General features: G+C 67.1%; 15 protein-coding genes. 11 read left to right on the top strand and 4 right to left on the bottom strand.

The genetic code is table 11. From position 1 onward, the window contains the following. The first annotated feature begins 162 nt into the window (after positions 1-162). From AC1VNX_RS32295 to AC1VNX_RS32275, 5 genes are read left to right on the top strand one after another with little or no spacing between them, the layout of a single operon-like run. Positions 163-768 carry a DUF6891 domain-containing protein gene (locus tag AC1VNX_RS32295; RefSeq protein WP_483161593.1) on the top strand — a complete coding sequence of 202 codons (606 nt, stop codon included), beginning with the start codon at positions 163-165 and terminating at the stop codon, positions 766-768. Continuing rightward, complete coding sequence (locus tag AC1VNX_RS32290; protein WP_483161592.1) at positions 765-2,555, top strand: VanW family protein; 1,791 nt, start codon at positions 765-767, stop codon at positions 2,553-2,555. Before AC1VNX_RS32295 ends, AC1VNX_RS32290 begins: the two co-directional genes overlap by 4 nt. A gap of 15 nt (positions 2,556-2,570) precedes the next feature. Then, positions 2,571-3,167, top strand: coding sequence for a hypothetical protein (locus AC1VNX_RS32285; RefSeq protein ID WP_483161591.1), 597 nt, complete (start codon positions 2,571-2,573; stop codon positions 3,165-3,167). Between the two features lie 54 nt (positions 3,168-3,221). Further along, positions 3,222-4,907: an FxLYD domain-containing protein gene (locus AC1VNX_RS32280; RefSeq protein WP_483161590.1), complete on the top strand. Its 1,686-nt coding sequence runs from the start codon at positions 3,222-3,224 to the stop codon at positions 4,905-4,907. Positions 4,908-4,952: 45 nt separating this feature from the next. Then, positions 4,953-5,945: an LLM class flavin-dependent oxidoreductase gene (locus tag AC1VNX_RS32275; RefSeq protein WP_483162056.1), complete on the top strand. Its 993-nt coding sequence runs from the start codon at positions 4,953-4,955 to the stop codon at positions 5,943-5,945. Between the two features lie 6 nt (positions 5,946-5,951). On the opposite strand, the gene AC1VNX_RS32270 is transcribed toward AC1VNX_RS32275, so the two are convergent. After that, positions 5,952-7,682: a long-chain-fatty-acid--CoA ligase gene (locus AC1VNX_RS32270; protein WP_483161589.1), complete on the bottom strand. Its 1,731-nt coding sequence runs from the start codon at positions 7,680-7,682 to the stop codon at positions 5,952-5,954. 188 nt (positions 7,683-7,870) lie between these two features. Between AC1VNX_RS32270 and mnmA the strand changes: the two genes are divergently transcribed. Beyond that, positions 7,871-8,983: a tRNA 2-thiouridine(34) synthase MnmA gene (gene mnmA / locus AC1VNX_RS32265; protein ID WP_483161588.1), complete on the top strand. Its 1,113-nt coding sequence runs from the start codon at positions 7,871-7,873 to the stop codon at positions 8,981-8,983. Between the two features lie 14 nt (positions 8,984-8,997). Here the strand turns inward: mnmA and AC1VNX_RS32260 are convergent, their stop codons facing one another. The 3 genes from AC1VNX_RS32260 to AC1VNX_RS32250 form a co-directional block, all read right to left on the bottom strand. Next, complete coding sequence (locus AC1VNX_RS32260) at positions 8,998-9,486, bottom strand: NUDIX hydrolase (protein ID WP_483161587.1); 489 nt, start codon at positions 9,484-9,486, stop codon at positions 8,998-9,000. Between the two features lie 12 nt (positions 9,487-9,498). Further along, complete coding sequence (locus tag AC1VNX_RS32255; RefSeq protein WP_483161586.1) at positions 9,499-9,936, bottom strand: DUF4019 domain-containing protein; 438 nt, start codon at positions 9,934-9,936, stop codon at positions 9,499-9,501. A 78-nt stretch (positions 9,937-10,014) separates the two neighbouring features. Further along, complete coding sequence (locus AC1VNX_RS32250; RefSeq protein WP_483161585.1) at positions 10,015-10,731, bottom strand: response regulator transcription factor; 717 nt, start codon at positions 10,729-10,731, stop codon at positions 10,015-10,017. A gap of 444 nt (positions 10,732-11,175) precedes the next feature. Here AC1VNX_RS32250 and AC1VNX_RS32245 point away from each other — a divergent pair, with 444 nt between their 5' ends. From AC1VNX_RS32245 to AC1VNX_RS32225, 5 genes are all read left to right on the top strand, one after another. Continuing rightward, on the top strand, positions 11,176-12,306 hold the full coding sequence (locus AC1VNX_RS32245; protein WP_483161584.1) for a Re/Si-specific NAD(P)(+) transhydrogenase subunit alpha: 1,131 nt from the start codon (positions 11,176-11,178) through the stop codon (positions 12,304-12,306). A gap of 24 nt (positions 12,307-12,330) precedes the next feature. Then, complete coding sequence (locus AC1VNX_RS32240; RefSeq protein ID WP_483161583.1) at positions 12,331-12,660, top strand: NAD(P) transhydrogenase subunit alpha part 2; 330 nt, start codon at positions 12,331-12,333, stop codon at positions 12,658-12,660. Then, positions 12,657-14,084: an NAD(P)(+) transhydrogenase (Re/Si-specific) subunit beta gene (locus AC1VNX_RS32235; RefSeq protein WP_483161582.1), complete on the top strand. Its 1,428-nt coding sequence runs from the start codon at positions 12,657-12,659 to the stop codon at positions 14,082-14,084. Before AC1VNX_RS32240 ends, AC1VNX_RS32235 begins: the two co-directional genes overlap by 4 nt. A gap of 100 nt (positions 14,085-14,184) precedes the next feature. Then, complete coding sequence (locus tag AC1VNX_RS32230) at positions 14,185-15,864, top strand: long-chain-fatty-acid--CoA ligase (protein WP_483161581.1); 1,680 nt, start codon at positions 14,185-14,187, stop codon at positions 15,862-15,864. 63 nt (positions 15,865-15,927) lie between these two features. Beyond that, a complete protein-coding gene (locus AC1VNX_RS32225) occupies positions 15,928-16,932 on the top strand; it encodes an ABC transporter permease subunit (protein WP_483161580.1) in 1,005 nt (334 codons plus the stop codon). Position 16,933 lies beyond the last annotated feature (1 nt).

Here is a 16,933-nt window from a genome sequence, read left to right as displayed (position 1 = left end):
TGAGGCATCCTTCATGATGGTGCGGTGCGAAAGGGTGGCCCAGGACATCATGCTTTCGCATTACTGCGCCATGGTGGTGCGCCCGGGTGAAAATACCAGCACGCTTCCGCCAGGAAAAAAGAAAGCATGACCCGTTGCCGCGGAGGCGGCAGCACAACACGCATGGCACTTACTCTCGACCCAGAAGACACGCGCGGACGCATCCACGACCTGGTGTGGAGCGGCTTTTATCCCGATGCCGATGTCGAGTGGATGATCACCGACGAGTACCTCGATCCCGACGAGATCACCTATGAGGACCGCGCCTGGGTCAAGGCCGAGGCCGCGAGCGCATGCGCCGCCAAGCGCGCCGCCGAGGCCGGCTGGCCCGAGCAGACCGAGTACGACCGGCTCGAAGCCGTGTTCGCCCAGCTGCGCAGCGAGAAGATCATCGCGCTGCACCGCGCGGGCAACACGCTGGCCGACGGCCACGACGACGTGCGCGAGCAATGGCGTGCCGCGGGCCGCATGGACTCCGGCATCCGAGGCTGCTGCTTCTATCACGCGCAGGATCTGGAACGGGCGGTGCGCACCGGCCGGCTGCACCTGGCTTTCAGCGGCGGCACCATCCCCGAGATCGAGCAGCGCGAGGCCAACACCGTGGCGGTGGGCCAGCGCATCGTCGAGCTGCTGCGCGCGGCCGGCTTCGGCGTGAACTGGAGCGGCGACATCAAGGAGCGCATCGAGGCCGACCTCGGGCAATGGCGCAAGCGAGGCCCCTCCGCGTGAGCGTGCAGGCCTGGCAGCCGCCGCGCCGCATCGACGCGATCGATTTCTGGCTGCGCTCGCGGCTACTGGCCACGGCCCACGCACTGCGCGAGACCCTGCGGCCATCGGCGCGCCGGTGGAACGCCGGCAGCCAAGCACTGGCCGACGCGCCCGTGCTCGCCCAATACCGCACGCACTTGTGGACCGACGGCCGCGCGGACGAATTCCCGCTCGTGGCCGGCAAGGTGCAGAACCTGCGCGTCGCCCGCCGAGCCTTCGATGCCGTCGAAGTGCCGGCCGGCGAGGTGCTGAGCTTCTGGCGCCAGCTGGGCAGGCCGGGCGCATGGCGCGGCTTCGTGCAGGGCCGCGAACTGCGCGGCGGCTGCGTGGTGCCGACGCTGGCTGGCGGGCTCTGCCAGCTGTCGAATGCGCTGGCGACAGTGGCGTCGCGCGCGGGCTTCGAGCTGGTGGAGCGGCACGGGCACACGGCGCGCATCGAGCAGGCCGGCGAGCCGGGCACGGATGCCGTCGATGCGACCGTGTTCTGGAACTACATCGATCTGAAGGTGCGTGCCAGGCATGCATGGCGGCTCGAAGTGGAGCTGACCGGGTCGGAGCTGGTGCTGCGCATCCGCAGCCGTGATGCATCGGCCGCGCCGTTCGTGCCGGTCACGATGCGCCGCGCGAATGACGACGCGAGCGCCCCGTTGCTGGTGGCGCGCGGCTGCCTCAGCTGCGACCAGACCGCCTGCTTCCGACATCGCCCGCAGGTCGATGCCGGGCCGCAGGGGCTCACCGTTGCATTGCTCGACGCATGGACGCCGGAGTTCGCGCGCTACCTGCGCGAGGCGCATCCGCGCGCGCAGCGCATGCAGCCGGTGCCGATGCGCCTCGCCATCTGGCGCCGGTCCGCGACGGGCTGGCATCGCGAGCCGGCGGCCGTGGCCCCGCAAGCGCCGTGGATCGCCAGCCTGCGCCGTGCGCTGTGGCAGCGGCTGTGGGCACGGCAGGCGGGACGGCGGCAAGCCAGCCTGATCGACGGCCAGCGATGGCTCGCGCAGGCTTTCGCAGCGCGGCTCAAGCCGCAGCACACACAGCTGGTGGTCGAGCAGTCGCTGCTGCCGCATCTGGAGCGCCTTGGTGCGCTCGATGGCCGCCGCGTCGTCGTGCTGGCCAGCGCGCTGCCGATGGCCGATATCGAGCTGCGGCTGGACGAAGCCTCCCGGCGCTGGCCCGATGACGCCACCCTGCGCGACTTCCGCGCCGATTCCTTGCTGGTGCGTGCCGAGTCGATGGCGCTGGCCCGCGCTTCGGTCATCGTCACGCCGCATGCCGAAGTCGCACGGCGGCTGGCGGCGCTGGCTCCGCTGGCGGTGCAACAGAAGCTCGAATGGGCGCTGCCTCAAGCCAAGTCCATTGCCCGCAAGAATTCCGACCTTCCACTCGTCGTCTTCGCTGCGAGCGCGCTGGCGCGCAAGGGTGCACGCGAACTCGCTGCCGCGCTGCAAGGCTGGCCGTGCCGGCTGCGCGTGCTGGGTTCGGCTTCGGACGATGCGCGGCTCTGGCAGGGTATCGGCCATGTCGAGCACATGAATTGGCAAGGCGACTGGCTGGCCGGCGCCGATGTGATCGTGCTGCCTGCGCATGTCGAGCACGCACCGCGCGCGCTGTTGCGCGCCGTGGCGGCCGGTGTGCCGGTCGTCGCATCGACGGCATGCGGCCTTGGCGCTCCGAGCGGCGTGCGCGAGATTGCGCCCGGCGACGTGGAAGCGCTTCGCATCGCGCTGCGTGCGGCCTGCGCTTCCTGAACGGAGAGCAACACAGTGGCATCGATAGAACAGGCTCGCGCAGCCCTTGCTCCGCACGGCGTGCTGGCGCCGCAGCTCGCCGCCGAGCACTGGCACGGCGAGATCCCGCTGCCCGAGGCCATCGCTGCCTTCTACGAGCAGGTCGGCCCGCTGGGCAACTGGATCAACGAGCGCGTGGGCCACGCGGGCCTCACGGTATCCACCGCCGGCAACCCGTTCAGCATTCCTCCGCTGGCGCGCCTGTGGTCGCAGCAGGCCGGCTACCGCTGGCACGGCATCACTGGCGAGCGCCTCGCTTCATGGCCCGACCACTGGCTGGTGGTGGCCGACCAGGGCGCCGACCCCTTCATCTTCGACCTGCGCAGCGGCGCGATACAGTTCGCCCGGCATGGCGCGGGCGCGTGGGAAGACGACGGGCCTCTGTTCGCCGACATCTTCGAGATGGCCGCGTGCCTCGGCACCATCGGCCAGGTCTGGGACGAGGCGGGCGACGACATCTTCATGGACGACTTCTCGGTCAACCCGGTGCACCGCGCGCGCCTTGTCCAGAGGCTCGCACCGCTGATCGGCGCGGCCCGGGCCGGCGAGCTGGCCGACGTGTTCTCCTGGTAGGGCGGGCACGCGCGGCGACGACGAACAAGAAAACAAGGGAGCAGTGCTTCGACAATGACCATCGATCTCCAGACGCTCAAGTGCGGCGAATGCGGCAGCAGCGTGCTCAAGCGCACCGGCCTCAACGAATACACCTGCGAGCACTGCGGCTCCGTCACGCTGGTGGAGGACAACGTGTCCGACCGGCTGGAGCGCGTGCTCAACCAGGTGAAGAACGAAGCCGGCCGACGCCTCGCGGCCGAAGAGGCGCGCAGGCAGGCGCTCATGATGCGCAAGGTCGGCATCGGTGTGGGCATCGCGGTGGGCGCGGTGGTGCTTTTCAGCTTGGTGGGCGTGTTCCTCGGCAGCCGCAATGCCGACACGCGCGCTGCGTCGGGTTCGCAGCGTGTGGTGGCCGCGGTCGACCGCACCATTCCCGTCGACGGACTCAGGCTCGACGAGCCGCGCCAGGTGCTCGTGGGCAGCGGCAGCTCCGCCAGTCCCAAGCTGCTGGTGGTGGCGCGCAACGAAACAGGCAAGCCGCTGTCGCGCGCGGGCATCCGCGCCGTGTACTTCGACGGCGAGAGCAAGCTCGACGAGCGCAGCGAGATGCTGCCCCTGGCCGTGCTGGAGCCCGGCGAGAGCGCGCCGGCGCTGATCGACATGCCCACCGGCAAGAACGTCACGCGCCAGGAGCTGCGCGTGCAGAAGCTGGCCGAGCCATACAGCGCGGTGAAGGGGCCGCGCATGGCGTTCTCGCGCGTGCGGCTGGTGCAGCAGGGCGACCGGGTGCGGCTGGTGGGCCGCATCGTCAATGACCGCAAGGACGCCACCGTGCTCGGCGGCTTCGAGGTGCTGGCCACGCTGTACGACGACGCGGGGCAGGTGATCGGCTTCGGCCATGGCTACGGGCAGGCCAACGAGATCCAGCCCGGCGCGCGGACCTCGGTGGACGTGAGCATCGCGCGCTTCGGCCGCGCGGCGGCCATCGCGGCTTGGGACTACCGCATCGGCTACAGCACGGTCGAGGCCTCGGGCGGGCGCACGCCGGTGCTGAACGCCGACCGCGTGATCCGCACCGCGGGCGGCCCGGAGGCCTTCAACCCCGAGCTGCGCCTTGGCACCGATGACCTGCTGGCCGACGACAGCGAGCGCTTCGACGACAGGCTGCTCGAGCTGCTGCCGCTGGTGGACGGGCGCAACAACATCCAGCAGCGGCTCTTCCTGGGCGAGCTGGTTAACCGCAGCGCCGATGCCGTGGTGCTCGCGCCGGGCGGCGTGATCTCGCGCTTCAGCGGCAGCAAGGCGCATGGCACGACCACCATTTCGGGGCTGGCGTACCTGTACCCGGGCGAGCGCTTCCCCATCTACCTGGAGCCGCAGGACATGGAGCGCTTCACCGACACCCGCATCGAGTGGAAGCCGATGCGCCGCGCCGCCTTGCCCGGCCCGCGCAAGCCGCTGGAGGTGAAGGTGACGGGCACCAAGGCCGAGATCGGCAGCGTGCTGCTCAACTTCAGCCAGCGCTTTGCCTACAAGTACGTGGTGGTCAGCGGCAGCGTGAAGAACCCGGGCACGGGCATCGTCGGCAAGGTGCGGCTGTGGGTGAGCCTGCGCGACCGGAACGGGCAGCTCACGGGCTTCAAGCTGGTGGACAACCTGCCGGCCATCGCGCCGGGCGAGAGCGTGCCCTTCCAGGCGAGCGTGGAGCAGAACGGCCGCGACTTCGCGAGCGTGACCACGCTATACCAAACCGAATAGCCCCTGGGGCGACGGAATTGGGCGGTTCGCGCCATGATCGCGCCCATGATTCCGTTCTCCATCCTCGACCTTTCCCCGATCACCGAGGGCAGCGACGCCGCGCAGTCGTTCCGCAACTCGCTCTCGCTGGCGCAGCACGGCGAGAAGCTGGGCTACACGCGCTACTGGCTGGCCGAGCACCACGGAATGCCGGGCATCGCGAGCGCGGCCACCGCCGTGCTGCTGGCCTACGTGGGGGCGGGCACATCCACCATCCGCATCGGCGCCGGCGGCGTGATGCTGCCGAACCACTCGCCGCTGGTGATCGCCGAGCAGTTCGGCACGCTCGAATCGCTCTACCCGGGGCGTGTGGACCTCGGCCTGGGGCGTGCGCCGGGCTCCGACCAGCGCACCGCGCGGGCGCTGCGGCGCAACCTGGAGTCGGACGCCGACCAGTTCCCGCAGGACGTGATCGAGCTGATGGACTTCATGTCGAAGACGCCGCAGCAGCCGGTGCGAGCCGTGCCCGGCGCGGGGCTCGAGGTGCCGGTGTGGATCCTCGGTTCCAGCACCTTCGGCGCGCAGCTGGCGGCGCACCTGGGGCTGCCCTATGCCTTCGCCTCGCACTTCGCGCCGCAGCAGATCATGCAGGCCATCCAGATCTACCGCGAGACCTTCAAGCCATCTGCCCAGCTGCACAAGCCGTACGTGATGCTGGGCTTCAACGTGTTCGCGGCCGATACCGATGAAGAGGCCGAGTTCCGCGCCACCTCGTGGCAGCAGGCCTTCGTGAACCTGCGCAGCGGGCGGCCGGGGCGCCTGCCGCCGCCAGTGGAAAACTATCGGCAGAAGGTCGGCCCGGCGGAGAACGCGCTGCTCGACTCGGTGCTGTCGTGCTCGGCGGTCGGCTCGGTCGAGACGGTGAAGAAGGGCGTGGAAGCCTTCGTCGCACGCACCGGCGCCGACGAACTCATGATCACCTCGCAGGTGTTCGACCATGTCGCCCGGCTGCGCTCCTACGAGCTGCTGGCCGAGGCGTTCGGGCAGACGAAGCGGTAGCTGCGGTCAAGCTGCCCGCTTGCGGGCTTCCTCGTCGACGAGGTCTTTCTTCGAGAGCTTGCCCACGGGTGTCTTGGGCAGCTCGGCGCGGATCTCCAGCGCGCCGATCATCTCGTGCTTGCCCAGGCGGTTCTTGAGGAATGACTTGAGCTCGTCGAGCGTCAGTTCGGGCGCGCCTTCCTTCAGCTTCACGAAGGCCTTCGGCGACTGGCCGCGGTACTCGTCGGGAATGCCGATCACGCAGACCTCGGCCACCGAGGGGTGCTCGTACACCGCCTCTTCCAGCACGCGCGGATAGACGTTGTAGCCGCCGCAAAGCAGCATGTCCTTGGTGCGGTCGACGATGTAGAGGTAGCCGTCGGAATCCATCTTCGCGACGTCGCCGCTGCGGAAGTAGCCGTCGGGCGTCATCGAATCGGCCGTGGCCTTGGGATTGTTCCAGTAGCCCTTCATCACGTTCGGGCCCTTGATGCAGAGCTCGCCCGCTTCGCCGAAGGCGGCGACGTCCTTCGAGGGGTCGTCCAGGCTCACGAGCTTGATGCGCACCCGCGGCAGCGGCATGCCGCAGGAGCCCGCCTTGCGTAGGCCGCGCGCGGGCGTGAAGGTGCCCACGGGCGATGTCTCGGTCATGCCCCAGCCTTCGTTGAGGTGGCAGCCTGTGAGTTCGAAGAAGCGCTGCTCCACCTCCACCGGCAGCGGTGCGCCGCCCGAGCCGCAGAACTTGAGCGAGCGCAGGTCCATCTCCTTCGCCTTGGGGTGCGAGAGGATCGCGGTGTACATCGTCGGCACGCCGGGGAACACGCTGATGCGGCTGGCGGCGAGCTCGTTCATCACCGCGTCGACGTCGAAGCGCGTGTGCAGCACCAGCGCCGCGCCCAGGCGCACGCCAAGCAGCATCGCGGCGCTGAGCGCGAAGATGTGGAAGAGCGGCAGCACCACCAGGAAGCGCTCCTTGCCTTCCTCCAGGATGGGCGGCTCGCCCCGGGTCGATTCGTAGTACTGCGCCGAGGCGGAAGTCAGGTTGGCGTGGGTGAGCATCGCCCCCTTGGGCAGGCCGGTGGTGCCACCGGTGTACTGCAGCACCACGATCTCTTCGGCGAGGTCGCCCAGCGGATAGGTCTTGTGCGTGCCTTCGCTCTTCAGCAGGTCGGTGAAGCGCACATGACGGTCGTCGACGGGCACGGCGGCGATCTGGCCGGCGCCCTGCAGCTGGGCCTGCACCTTGTCGCCCATGGCGCCGTAGTTGCTGAGGCTGCCGACCACCAGTGTCTTCAGGCGCGAGTTGTCGAGCAGGCGCGCCATCTGCGGGTAGAGGTTGACGAGGTCGAGCGTGACGAGGATGTCGGTCCGGCTGTCCTCGATCTTGTGGGCCAGCACGCGCTCGGCGTCCAGCGGCGAGTAGTTGACCACCGTGCCGCCGGCCTTCAGCACCGCGAAGAAGGCGATCGGGTAGTGCGGCGTGTTCGGCAGGTAGAGGCCGACGTGCATGCCGGGCTTCACGCCCAGGTCCTGCAGGCCCTTGGCGGCGCGCTCGACGGCGGCTCCGAGCTCGCGATAAGTGATGACTTGGCCCATGAACTCGACAGCGGAACGCTCGGGCCAGCGCTCGACGGCTTCGTCGAGCATCTGCTGCACCGGCTTCACGGGCAGTTCGGCGTCCCAGCGCATGCCCTCGGGGTAGGCGCGTGTCCAGGGGAGGGTGTCGCCAGCATTCGCGGCGGTGGAAGGTGTGCCCATGCGTCTTGTCTCCGCTTGCGGTTGTCTCGTGAATGGCGTGGCGGGTCTTGCTGCCGCCTTCGTCCGGAATCACTGTAGCGCCGGCCCTCCCGTCGATGGCCTTCGGGCTGACAAACCGGCGACACGGGTTTTCCCGATTTCCCACACGCCGCAGGCCCCTTGCGCGGGGCTGGGACAATAGGGGGCTTATGGCAAAGCATCGGATCGTTGTGGGACTCAGCGGCGGAGTGGACTCCGCGGTGACGGCGCACCTGCTCAAGCAGCAGGGGCACGAGGTGGTCGGCATCTTCATGAAGAACTGGGAAGACGACGACGACAGCGAATATTGCTCGTCCAACATCGACTTCGTGGACGCCGCCAGCGTGGCCGACGTGCTGGGCATCGAGATCGAGCACGTCAACTTCGCGGCCGACTACAAGGACCGCGTCTTCGCCGAGTTCCTGCGCGAATACAAGGCCGGCCGCACGCCCAACCCCGACGTGCTGTGCAACGCCGAGATCAAGTTCAAGGCCTTCCTCGACCACGCCATGCGGCTGGGCGCCGAGAAGATCGCCACCGGGCACTACGCCCGGGTGCGGCTGAACGAGGCCACCGGCAGGCACGAACTGCTCAAAGGACTCGATCCGTCGAAGGACCAGAGCTACTTTCTGCACCGCCTGAACCAGGCGCAGCTGTCGAAGACGCTGTTCCCCGTGGGCGAGCTGCACAAGACCGAGGTGCGCCGCATCGCCGAGGAAATCGGCCTGCCCAACGCCAAGAAGAAGGATTCGACCGGCATCTGCTTCATCGGCGAGCGGCCGTTCCGTGAGTTCCTGAACCGTTACATCTCCAAGGAACCGGGCCCGATCAAGGACGACCGCGGCCGCAAGCTGGGCGAGCACCAGGGGCTGAGCTTCTACACGCTCGGACAGCGGCAGGGGCTGGGCATCGGCGGCGTGAAGGAAAAGGGCGCACAGCGCGGTTCCGGCGACCATTCGCCGTGGTTCGTGGCGCGCAAGGATGTCGAGAAGAACACGCTGTGGGTGGTGCAGGGGCATGACCATCCGTGGCTGCTGTCGTCGGAGCTGAAGGCGGACGACGCGAGCTGGATCGCCGGTGAGGCGCCGGTGCCGGGCGCCTATGGCTCGAAGGCACGTTATCGGCAGGCCGATGCGGCCTGCGAGATGGATGCGGTGGAGGGTGGGGCGAATCCCGCGGTCTTCGGGCTGCGCTTCGGCGACGCGCAATGGGCGGTGACGCCGGGGCAGTCGGCGGTGCTCTATGACGGCGAGCGCTGTCTGGGCGGCGGCGTCATCGTCTGACGAAGCTTTTCAATTCAAGGCGCTGATCGCACCGAGTCGTCGACGTAAACCACGTCGAGCGGGTGCCGCTTGCCGGCCAAGTGGTCTTCCACGCACTGGAGCAGCAGCGGGCTGCGGTGCCGCGCCACGCTCGCGCGGATCTCGTCGACCGTCATCCAGACGGTGCGCACGATGCCTTCGTCGAGCGGGCGGCCTTCCTCGAACTTGCCCAGCATGCCAGTGAAGGCGAAGCGCATGTAGGTGGTGTCTTCGCCGCGCTCCGCGAGTGGACGCGAGCGGGCCATATAAATACCGATGAGCGCAGTTGGCGTGAAATGATGGGCGGTTTCTTCCAGAGTCTCTCGCGCGCAGCCTTCGGCAGGTGACTCGCCCGGGTCGAGATGGCCAGCCGGCGTGTTGAGGCGGAGGCCGTCAGGAGTCTGCTCCTCGACCAGCAGGAAGCGCCCGTCGCGCTCGATCACCGCAGCGACGGTGACATTGGGCTTCCAGCGCGGAGTTGTCATCTTTTGGGTCTCTTATTTCAGTACATAGCCGCTGAAGCGCCAGACGCGGTCCTGGTCCAGATGGAAGCTGACGAGTTCGCGCACGGTGCCGCCGGGCTTGTTCGAGAAGCGGGTTTCGTACTCGACGCTGATGTACTGGCCGGCGGTGTCGGCGTCGGCATCGGCGACGACCTGGCGGTTGACCGCGACCCAGGTGCGCATCTGGGGAGCACCGATGGGTGCCCGACTTCGGCTGACCTGGCTGGTGAAGTCGGCGCGAGTCAAGCGCTTGCGGGTGGCGGGAGTGGCGCCGTCCCAGAGTTCGCCAGCGCGGCCCTGGTCGATCATCTGGATCGCCATCATGCCGCCGCGAACCATGTCGCTGGCTTCGACCTCCTCCGCGGCGGCGGCCGGGCCCAGCCAACTCCAGAGCAATGCGGTGGCGAGCAGCAGCCGGATCATCGGATTCATTCGTCTCGTTCCTTGGTGCGGCGCGCGCAGGGCGCCAGCCGTTGGAGAGACTACTGTAGCTCGCCCGGAATTCCGGGTTCAGCGCGCGCCGATCACTCCGGGGAGCGCGTCGGCCTCGATGGTTTCGAGCCGGTAGCCCAGGCCGTAGATGGCCAGCAGGAGGAAGCCGTTGGCCGGACGCAGGTCGAGCTTGGTCCGCAGGCGTGAGATATGGGTGTCGAGCGAGCGCGACAGCGCCTCGATGCCGAGGCCCCAGACTGCCTCGTGCAGATGCTCGCGCGAAAGCAGCCGGCCGAGGTTCTGGAACAGGAAGAGCGCGAGTTCGTATTCACGATTCTTCAGTTCGACCTGTACGCCGCGCACCTTGAGCACGCGCGACGGCGGATAGAAGTGATAGGGGCCGAAGATGAGTTCGGTCTCGTGGTGGGCCGGGTAGGAGCGGCGCAGCAGCGCGTTGACGCGGGCTTCGAGCTCGCCGGCGCGGGCGGGCCTGGCCATGAAGTCGTCGGCGCCGGCGTTGAGGCCCTCGACCATGTCGGCCTCGCCGGGCTTGTCGGAGACGAAAAGAATGGGGAGGCGGCTGTTGAAGTCCCGGCGGATGGTCGCTACCACCTCGGGCCCCTTCATGTCAGGCAGATTCCAGCCGAGTATCAGCAGGTCGAAGGTCTGGCGGCGCATGGCCTGCAGCAGCGCCTTTCCTTCCGAGTAAGGATGGCACTCGTGTTCGAGTGCCGTCATGGTCCGGTTGATCTGCTTGAATTGATCAACACCGTCGTCGAGTACCGCGATTCGCATTCCAGCCCCCTTTTTCCTCCCTTCGTCAGCTTCCGTGAACTGGCGATTGATTGAGGAGAAGTGTATCTATCTGCGACTAAGGTAAAGTTTTTGGAATTGCAACTAATGCACGCAATTCATCGATTTCTGAGGGCTTGTTAACGAAGTTGAATGCAGTTGGATACAAATGGGGATTTCGCTCGGGCGAGTCTTCGCCGGCTGTCGCCGATGTCCTTGGCGGAGAAAGCCGCCCGGCATGTCGGGCGAAGGTATTCGATTCTTTCCTGCCGGTCTCTATCGAATACCCGAATTCGCTATCAATTGAATAGCTGAAGTTATAGTATCCATAAGCTCCTCAACGCTTTGGGATGAAAACGACAGAGCACTCCGGCAACAGCGATCGGCTGTAATCTTGCTGTAAGCTGCCGGCATTCCCCCTGTGCCCCTTGCTCTGAGGAGATCTCTATGCTGATAGGCGTGCCCGCCGAGACACTGGCAGGCGAAACCCGCGTGGCTGTTACACCTGAGACGGTGAAGAAACTGGTTGCCTCAGGGCACACCGTACGGGTGCAGGCGGGGGCGGGCGTGGCCGCCAGCGTCACCGATGGCGCCTACCAGACCGCGGGGGCCGAGATCACCGACCAGGCGGGCGCCTTCTCCGCCGACATGGTCCTCAAGGTGCGCACGCCCACCGATGCGGAAACCGCGCTGCTCAAATCCGGCGCCGTCGTCATCGGCATGCTCAACCCCTTCGACGCGGCCGGCCTGCAGCGCCTGGCCGCCGCTGGCGTCACCGGCTTCGCGCTCGAGGCAGCCCCCCGCACCACCCGCGCCCAGAGCATGGACGTGCTCAGCTCGCAGGCCAACATCGCCGGCTACAAGGCCGTGATGATCGCGGCGGACAAGTACCAGCGCTTCTTCCCCATGCTCATGACCGCAGCCGGCACCGTGAAGGCCGCGCGCGTCGTCATCCTGGGCGTGGGCGTCGCGGGCCTGCAGGCCATCGCCACCGCCAAGCGCCTGGGCGCGGTCATCGAGGCGTCCGACGTGCGCCCCAGCGTCAAGGAGCAGATCGAGTCGCTGGGCGGCAAGTTCATCGACGTGCCCTACGAGACCCAGGAAGAGAAAGACGCGGCCGAAGGCGTCGGCGGCTATGCCCGGCCCATGCCCGCGAGCTGGCTCACGCGCCAGCAGGCCGAAGTCGCCAAGCGCGTGGCGCTGGCCGACGTGGTCATCAGCACCGCGCTCATTCCGGGGCGCGCGGCGCCCACCCTCATCACCGAGGACATGGTCAAGTCCATGAAGCCCGGCTCCGTCATCGTCGACATCGCGGCCGGCAAGGGACCCGAAGGGGTGGGCGGCAACTGCCCGCTGTCGGAGGCCGACAGGACGGTCGTGAAGCACGGCGTGACCATCGTGGGCGAGACCAACCTCGCCGCGCTGGTGGCGGCCGACGCCTCGGCGCTTTATGCACGCAACGTGCTCGACTTCCTCAAGCTCATCGTCACCAAGGAAGGCGCGCTGAAGATCGACCTCGAGGACGACATCGTCGCCGCCTGCCGCGTCACGCAGGACGGCCAGGTCACGAAGAAGTAAGCGAACACGCGAGGAGAAGAACCCATGGATCCCGTTTCCCATACCGTCATCAACCTGATCATCTTCGTGCTGGCCATCTACGTGGGCTACCACGTGGTGTGGACTGTCACGCCCGCGCTGCACACGCCGCTGATGGCCGTGACCAACGCCATCTCGGCGATCGTGATCGTGGGCGCCATGCTGGCGGCCGCGCTCACCGAAACCGCGCTGGGCAAGACCATGGGCGTGCTCGCCGTGGCGCTTGCGGCGGTGAACATCTTCGGCGGCTTCCTCGTCACGCGGCGCATGCTCGAGATGTTCAAGAAGAAGGAAAAGAAGGCCGCACCGAAGGCTGACGCAGGAGCAGCCCAATGAGCATGAACGTCGTCACGCTGCTGTACCTGATCGCCAGCGTCTGCTTCATCCAGGCCTTGAAGGGCCTGAGCCATCCCACCACCTCGATCCGCGGCAACATCTTCGGCATGGCCGGCATGGCCATTGCGGTGGTCACCACCGGTGCGCTGATCTACAACATGGCCGGTGGACACCTCATGGGCCTAGCCTGGGTGCTGCTGGGGCTGGTGGTCGGCGGGGGCTACGGCGCCTACCGTGCCAAGACGGTCGAGATGACCAAGATGCCCGAACTGGTGGCCTTCTTCCACAGCATGATCGGCCTGGCCGCGGTGTTCATCGCGATCGCGGCCGTGGTCGAACCCGCGGCCATGCTCGAAGGCATCGCCAAGGGCGCGCCCATCCCCACCGGCAACCGGCTCGAGCTGTTCCTGGGTGCGGCCATCGGTGCCATCACCTTCAGCGGCTCGGTCATCGCCTTCGGCAAGCTCTCGGGCACCTACAAGTTCCGCCTGTTCCAGGGCGCGCCGGTGCAGTTCGCGGGCCAGCACATGCTGAACCTTGTGCTCGGCCTGGCCATGATCGGGCTGGGCCTGGTGTTCGTCTTCACCGAGAGCTGGCCGGCCTTCTTCGCGATGCTGGCGCTGGCCTTCGTGATGGGCGTGCTCATCATCATCCCGATCGGCGGGGCCGATATGCCGGTGGTGGTGTCGATGCTCAACAGCTACTCGGGCTGGGCGGCCGCGGGCATCGGCTTCAGCCTGAACAACGCGATGCTGATCGTGGCCGGCTCGCTGGTGGGCTCCTCGGGTGCGATCCTGAGCTACATCATGTGCAAGGCCATGAACCGCTCGTTCTTCAACGTGATCCTGGGCGGCTTCGGCGGCGAGGCGGTCACGGCCGGCGGCGGCGCGAAGGAGCAGCGCCCGGTCAAGAGCGGCAGCGCGGACGACGCGGCCTTCGTGCTCGGCAACGCCGAGACGGTGGTGATCGTGCCGGGCTACGGCCTCGCGGTGGCGCGCGCCCAGCACGCGGTGAAGGAGCTCGCGCAGAAGCTCACCGACAAGGGCATCACCGTCAAGTACGCCATCCACCCGGTGGCCGGCCGCATGCCCGGCCACATGAACGTGCTGCTGGCCGAGGCCGAGGTGCCCTACGACCAGGTGTTCGAGATGGAGGACATCAACGGCGAGTTCGGCCAGGCCGACGTGGCGATCATCCTGGGCGCCAACGACGTGGTGAACCCCGCCGCGCACACCAAGGGCAGCCCGATCTACGGCATGCCGATCCTGGAGGCCTACAAGGCCAAGACCGTCATCGTCAACAAGCGCTCCATGGCCGCGGGCTACGCCGGCCTGGACAACGAGCTGTTCTACATGGACAAGACCATGATGGTCTTTGGCGATGCTAAAAAAGTAGTGGAAGATATGGGCAAGGCCATCGAATAGGCTGAAGGTCCCCGTCCGCGCAGCGGACGAGTTCTTCGCGGCGCCGATTCGTGCGCCGTTTTCGTTTTCAACAGTCCGAATCCCGGAGGAGACAAATCCAATGACCGATCGTCCCTGGCTCAGCAGCTATCCGCAGGGTGTGCCTGCCGATGTCGATGCCTCGCAGTACCCCTCGCTGGTCGCGCTCATGGAGGAAAGCTTCACCAAGTACGCCGACCGCACGGCCTACAGCTTCATGGGCAAGGACATCAGCTACGGCGAGACCGACAGGCAGAGCAAGTCCTTCGCGGGCTACCTGCAGAGCCTGGGCCTCGCCAAGGGCGATCGCGTCGCGGTGATGATGCCCAACTGCCCGCAGTACCCGATCGCGGTCGCGGGCATCCTGCGCGCGGGCCTCATCCTGGTCAACGTCAATCCGCTGTACACGCCGCGCGAGCTGGAGCACCAGCTCAAGGACTCCGGCGCGAAGGCCATCGTCATCATGGAGAACTTCGGCACCACGCTGCAGCAATGCATCGCGAGCACGCCGGTCAAGCACATCGTGCTGGCCTCCATGGGCGACCGCCTCGGTTTTTTCAAGGGGGCGCTCGTCAACTACGTGGTGCGCAACGTCAAGAAGATGGTGCCCACCTTCAGCCTGCCGGGCACGGTGCGTTTCAACGACGCGCTCGACAAGGGCGCGGGCGTTGCGCTCAAGCCCGTGGCCATCGGCCCCGACGACGTGGCGGTGCTGCAGTACACCGGCGGCACCACCGGCGTGTCGAAGGGCGCGGTGCTCCTGCATCGCAACGTGATCGCCAACGTGCTGCAGTCCGAAGCGTGGAACGAGCCGGTCATGAACAAGGTGCCGGCCAACGAGCAGCCCACCGGCGTGTGCGCGCTGCCGCTGTATCACATCTTCGCGTTCACGGTCGGCATGATGCTGAGCATGCGCACGGGCGGCAAGCTGATCCTGATCCCGAATCCGCGCGACATTCCCGGCGTGCTGAAGGAGCTGTCGAAGCACACCATCCACAGCTTCCCGGCCGTCAACACGCTCTTCAACGGGCTGGCGAACCACCCCGACTTCAACACTGTCAACTGGAAGAACCTGAAGGTCTCGGTCGGCGGCGGCATGGCGGTGCAGGCCGCGGTGGCGAAGCTCTGGCTCGAGAAGACCGGCTGCCCGATCTGCGAGGGCTACGGCCTGTCCGAGACCTCGCCCTCGGCCACCTGCAACCCGACCAACAGCACGGCCTACACCGGCACCATCGGCCTGCCGCTGCCAAGCACCTGGCTCAAGCTGCTCGACGACGACGGCAACGAAGTGCCCGTCGGCGAGCGCGGCGAGATCGCCATCAAGGGCCCGCAGGTGATGGCCGGCTACTGGCAGCGTCCCGACGAGACCGCGAAGGTCATGACGGCAGACGGTTACTTCAAGAGCGGCGACATCGGCGTGGTCGACGAGCGCGGCTACTTCAAGGTGGTCGACCGCAAGAAGGACATGATCCTGGTGTCGGGCTTCAACGTGTACCCGAACGAGATCGAGGACGTGGTTGCACTGATTCCGGGCGTGCTCGAATGCGCGGCGGTCGGGGTGCCCGACGACAAGACCGGCGAGGCCGTGAAGCTCGTGATCGTCAAGAAAGACCCTTCGCTCACGGAGGCGCAGGTGCGCGAATACTGCAGAGCAAACCTTACGGGTTACAAGCAGCCGCGCATCGTAGAGTTTCGTACCGACATGCCGAAGACGCCGGTCGGCAAGATCCTTCGCCGCGAACTGCGCGACGCCAAGAAGTAGGCGCTGAAGTAAGGGTTCGGCCCGGGTGGGGCCGAGGCATCGATCTTGCATATTCGCGGGTCGATGCTCAGGTTTGTCTTTACCCGTTTGAGTCTGTTGGTGCCGACCTTCTTCGGCATGACACTGCTCGCCTTCTTCCTCATCCGGCTCGTGCCGGGTGACCCCATTGAAACCATGGCCGGCGAGCGCGGAATCGACCCCGCGCGCCATGCCGAACTGCGCACCGCCTACGGCTTCGACAAGCCGGTGATCGTGCAATACGGCATCTACATCGCCCGGGTGCTGCACGGCGATCTCGGCAAGTCGCTCATCACGCAGGACACGGTGATGAGCGAGTTCCTCTCGCTCTTTCCGGCCACGGTCGAGCTTGCGGTGTGCGCCATTCTTTTCGCGCTGCTGCTCGGCCTGCCGGCCGGCATCCTCGCGGCGGTGCGGCGCAATTCCATCTTCGACCACGGCGTGATGGCCACCTCGCTCACCGGCTACTCGATGCCGATCTTCTGGTGGGGGCTGCTGCTGATTCTGTTCTTCTCGGTGCAGCTCGGATGGACGCCCGTGTCGGGCCGCATCGCGGTGCAGTACTACGTGGAGCCCGACACAGGCTTCCTGCTCGTCGACGCGCTGCGCGCCGGCGACACCGGCGCCTTCTGGTCGGCGCTGCATCACCTCGTGCTCCCGGCCATCGTGCTCGGCACCGTGCCGCTCGCGGTCATCGCGCGCATGACGCGCTCGGCCATGCTCGAAGTGCTGGGCGAGGACTACATCCGCACCGCGCGCGCCAAGGGCCTGTCGCGCTTTCGCGTGGTGGGGCTGCATGCGCTGCGCAACGCGCTCATTCCGGTCGTGACCGTCATCGGGCTGCAGGTGGGCGTGCTGTTCACGGGCGCGATCCTCACCGAAACCATCTTCTCCTGGCCCGGCGTCGGCAAGTGGCTCATCGAGGCCATCGGCCGGCGCGACTACCCGGTGCTGCAGGGCGGCATGCTGCTGCTCGGCGGCATCGTGATGCTGGTCAACCTTCTCGTAGACGTGGCGTACGGCGTCATCAACCCGCGCATCAGGCGCTGAG

It is taken from the genome of Variovorax sp. TLI9-5A, from assembly GCF_056867935.1.
Note: the sequence above shows the minus strand (reverse complement) of the source record. Positions and strands in the feature narration are given on the sequence as shown.